The organism is Paraburkholderia kururiensis JCM 10599 = LMG 19447, from assembly GCF_003986935.1.
In the GTDB taxonomy this organism is placed as follows: domain Bacteria; phylum Pseudomonadota; class Gammaproteobacteria; order Burkholderiales; family Burkholderiaceae; genus Paraburkholderia; species Paraburkholderia kururiensis.
Genome location: NZ_RJZE01000070.1, coordinates 1 through 3,443 on the forward strand (window position 1 = coordinate 1; position 3,443 = coordinate 3,443).

The 3,443-nt window shown below is 69.2% G+C and carries 2 protein-coding genes and 2 pseudogenes; all 4 read left to right on the plus strand.

All coding sequences use genetic code 11. From position 1 onward, the window contains the following. Positions 1–200 (plus strand): annotated as a pseudogene (locus PKKP23_RS34370) (hypothetical protein); the annotation flags it as partial. 89 nt (positions 201–289) lie between these two features. Continuing rightward, entirely contained in the window at positions 290–2,011 is a 1,722-nt protein-coding gene (locus tag PKKP23_RS33100; RefSeq protein WP_420873271.1) for a ShlB/FhaC/HecB family hemolysin secretion/activation protein, read from the plus strand. Positions 2,012–2,015: 4 nt separating this feature from the next. Beyond that, positions 2,016–3,149, plus strand: coding sequence for a DUF746 domain-containing protein (locus PKKP23_RS33105; RefSeq protein ID WP_240659273.1), 1,134 nt, complete (start codon positions 2,016–2,018; stop codon positions 3,147–3,149). Continuing rightward, a pseudogene (locus PKKP23_RS33110) lies at positions 3,146–3,443 on the plus strand (hypothetical protein); the annotation flags it as partial. The gene PKKP23_RS33105 and the pseudogene PKKP23_RS33110, both read left to right, overlap by 4 nt.

Here is a 3,443-nt window from a genome sequence, read left to right on the forward strand (position 1 = left end):
CCGACGTGAGCTTTACGCCTGTGGCGGGTCAGGACTACGACGTGTTCCTCGCACTGGAACGAAGCGGCCGGCGCTCATACAACTGCTCAATCACCATCCACCACATTGACGCAAACGGGCTCGATGAGCTGGTCGAATCACAGTACGCACCGAAATGTCCGGCGCCACCGGACGCAATGGAAAAGAAGACCGGACCGTAAGCAGCCCGAGTGGCTAAAGATGGTCTCAGACTGGCAGGGACAAGAGAACAATGCAACGCAAATGGAATGTCGCCCTCGTACCGGCGACGATGCTGGCTGTCGCCGTGAACACCATGGCGCAGTCTTCACCAACGCCGCCTGACGTCGCCAACGCCGCGCGCGGCGCGGCCCAGCAACAGCAGCTCATCGAGCAGCAGCGCGAGGCCCAGCAGCGCGAGCGCACGGTCAACGCGCCCGCGGTGCGCTCCACCGCGCCAGCCGCTGGCGCGTGGCCCGATCTGCCGACGGAGCAGCCGTGTTTCCGCGTCGATACGTTCGCGCTCGACGTGCCTGCCACGCTGCCCGACGCCGTGCGAGCTCAGGGTGCCTCGGCGCTTCCGATGGACCGCTTCGCTTTCGCGCGCGAATGGCTCGAGCACTACAAAGGCGAGTGTTTCGGCAAACAGGGCGTCGAGCTGATCGTAAAGGGCCTGTCGCAGCTGATCCTCAGCCGTGGCTATGTCACCACGCGCGTGCTGGTGCCCGAACAGGACCTGTCGACCGGCGCGCTGCGCCTGTCGCTCGTGCCCGGCGTGATCCGCGAACTGCACTTTGCTGATCCCGCCATGCGCGGCACATGGAAGTCAGCCTTTCCCGCACGCGGCGGTGACCTGCTGAACCTGCGCGATCTCGAACAGGGGCTCGAACAGATGAAGCGGGTGCCCAGCCAGGACGTCAACATGCAGGTTGAGCCGACGGACGTGCCCGGGGAGAGCGACGTGATCATCAGCGTGAAGCGCGCGAAGCCGTGGACGGTGGTCGCCTCCGTCGACAACTCCGGTACGCGGGCGACAGGGAAGCTGCAGGGCAACCTGTCGCTTGGCATCGACAACCCGCTGGGACTGAACGACCTCTTCAACATCGGCGCGAGCCAGGACCTGGAGTTTGGTGACAAGCGCCTGGGTTCCCACGGCTTCAACAGCTTCTACTCGGTGCCGTGGGGCTACTGGACCGCGACGGTCTCGGGCAACACGAACACGTACTACCAGCCCATCGCGGGCGTGAACCAGACCTTCGTGTCGAGCGGCAACGCCCAGACCCTTGGCGTGAAACTGCAGCGCGTGGTGAGGCGCAGCCAGAACGATGTCCTTGGCGTGGAGTTCCAGCTGACGAAGCGCTGGGGCGCGAACTTCATCGACGACACGGAGATTCCCTCGCAGCGCCGCGACAACACCTTCATTGAGGCGGGCGTCACGGACCGGCACTACTTCGGCACCGCGCAGTTCGACGGCACGCTCGCGTACCGGCAGGGCATCGGCTGGCTCGGCGCGACACCGGATACGTCATCGGACAGCGGTCCCACGTACCGTTTCCACATGGCGGTGCTCGACGCGAACCTCTCGGTGCCGTTCTCGGTGGCGGGGCAGAACCTGCGCTACGTGACGACGCTGCACGGCCAGTTCACGAACAACACGCTGTTCTACATCGACGACCTGACCATCGGCAGCCGCTACACGGTGCGCGGTTTCGATGGCGAGACGATGCTCGCGGCCGAACGCGGCTTCTACTGGCGCAACGAGCTGCAGGCGCCCATCGGGCAGACGGGGCAGAGCGTCTATGCGGGGCTCGACTACGGTCACGTGTACGGCCCCGGCACGGCGTTTCTCGCGGGCACGCAGCTGGCCGGCGCGGTGATCGGCATTCGTGGCGCGGTGCCGACCCGCTTCGGCACCTACGCCTGGGACCTGTTCGCCGGCACGCCGGTGTACAAGCCGGCGCGGTTCAACACCGCACGCGTGACGCTGGGCTTCCAGTTCACCGGACAGTTCTGAGACCATGACATCGCAACCGATGCCCTTTCCCGCGCCGGACGACGTGCTGTCCGGCGACGCCGCCGAAATGGTCGCCTTCCTGCGTGGCGTGGTGGCCCGGCTGATGTCGCCGGACTGCCGGCCGGTGCCGCCCTGTCCACGCTGCGGCGGCATGAAGATCGCGAAGAAGGGCTACGCGCGGCTGCGCACGGGGCCGCTGCCGTGCTTCCGGTGCGAGGCCTGCGGCTGCCATTTCAGCCGGCTCAGCGGCACGCCGCTCAGCCACCGGCCGCTGCGGCTGCACATCGACGCGCTGGTCGGGCTGCTGCCCCGTCCGTTGAGCTGCGTGGAGGCCGCCGCGCGGCTGGGCATCGGCGAGGCGGCCGCCGGCGACACGGTGCGGGTGCTGCGCCGCTGGCTGCCCGGGCTCGAGCCCGAAGGCCGTTACGAGGCCCAGGTCCGGCCCGGCGGACGGGCGACCGCGGTCCGCGCGCCGCGGCTGGCGCCCGATGGCGGCGACGTGGTCGAGGACCGCCTGCTGAGCGCCACGCTGCTGGCCGACTTCGACGGCATCCATTCGACGCGTCACGAACCGCTGCCGCCGTGTCCGGCGTGCGGCGCCACGGGCGCGCGGCGCAAGGGCATCGTGCGGGGCCTGCCGCGCTTCCAGTGCGGCCGCTGCGGCGTGCAGTTCAACCGCCGCACGGGCACGCCCTTCACCCGCAACCGCATCGCCCACCGGCAGCGGCGGCTGATCCGCTATCTGGCGCTGCCGCTGCCCCTCACGCAGCTCGCGGCGATGATCGATACCGATCCGATGATCACGGCGCGGCTGGTACGCGAGTTCCAGCGGCGCTGCGCCCAGCCCGATCCGTCCGGGGATCTGGCCTCGCGCATCCGCGCCTGCGCGCGCCCCGACGCGAACATGCCGTGTTCGTGGTGCGGGGCGCGCCGGGTGCGCTTCGACGTGCCCGGGATCGTGCCCGGCAAGTGTGGCCAGTGCAGCCGCCTGGTGTCGCTGCGCCGCCAGGTCGTGGAACGCGATGGCCTGCTGGTGGCCGGCCCGTGGATGGGCGTGCGCGAGACCACCTTCGTCGCCGGCGGCGTGCCGTCGCCGGATGATTCCCCTGCCGCGCCTGCCCGGTGTTTTCCATCATGAGCCGTCATTTTTCTCCTTCCCGCAAGGCCGCGCGCCGGCCGCTCACGCGCGAACAGCTGCTGCCGCTGCCGGCCGCGAGGGCGCGCGCCCTGTCGCTCGAACAGCACCTCGCGCTGGCAGCCCTCAGGCAGGGCCACGGCGGCGTCGAACAGGTGGCCATGCTGTTCCGCGTGGTCTACCTGGCGTACTTCATGGGCCACGCCGCGCGCGAGCCCGTCGACCTTGCGCTGCTGCGCGAGGCGGAGGCCGCGCTCGAACGCTTCGGCCTGGATGACGGGAGCGGGGAAGGAGGCT

What these genes read in the sequence shown, in the direction of transcription:
- PKKP23_RS33100 (WP_420873271.1), top strand. Translation starts at nt 290, where the DNA reads ATGCTGGCTGTCGCCGTGAACACCATGGCGCAGTCTTCACCAACGCCG.
- PKKP23_RS33105 (WP_240659273.1), top strand. Translation starts at nt 2,016, where the DNA reads ATGACATCGCAACCGATGCCCTTTCCCGCGCCGGACGACGTGCTGTCC.